The sequence below is a fragment of the Pseudomonas sp. ICMP 8385 genome, assembly GCF_002699915.1.
In the GTDB taxonomy this organism is placed as follows: Bacteria; Pseudomonadota; Gammaproteobacteria; order Pseudomonadales; family Pseudomonadaceae; genus Aquipseudomonas; species Aquipseudomonas gessardii.
Window position 1 is genome coordinate 1 of the sequence record NZ_LKBY01000061.1, and the last position, 219, is coordinate 219.

Genomic DNA, 219 nt, shown 5'->3' on the forward strand with positions numbered 1-219 from the left:
CAATCAATTCGACGAGTATTTCTTACGTTTTCGCCACCCGGACCCCACTCCGGTGGCCATTTCCCGCATTACAGGCGCACCTCTCCTGCATTCGTCAGTAAATGGCGGCGCGCCATCCACAGGTTCGACAGAGCGAACAGTGTCACCAGTTGCGCCGTGTTTTTGGCCAAGCCGCGAAAGCGCACCTTGGTGTAACCGAACTGGCGCTTGATTACCCGG

1 pseudogene is annotated in these 219 nt (G+C 57.1%); it reads right to left on the reverse strand.

Going from position 1 to position 219, the window contains the following annotated elements:
* Positions 1-68: 68 nt before the first annotated feature.
* Positions 69-219 (reverse strand): annotated as a pseudogene (locus tag AO268_RS07425) (IS5/IS1182 family transposase); the annotation flags it as partial.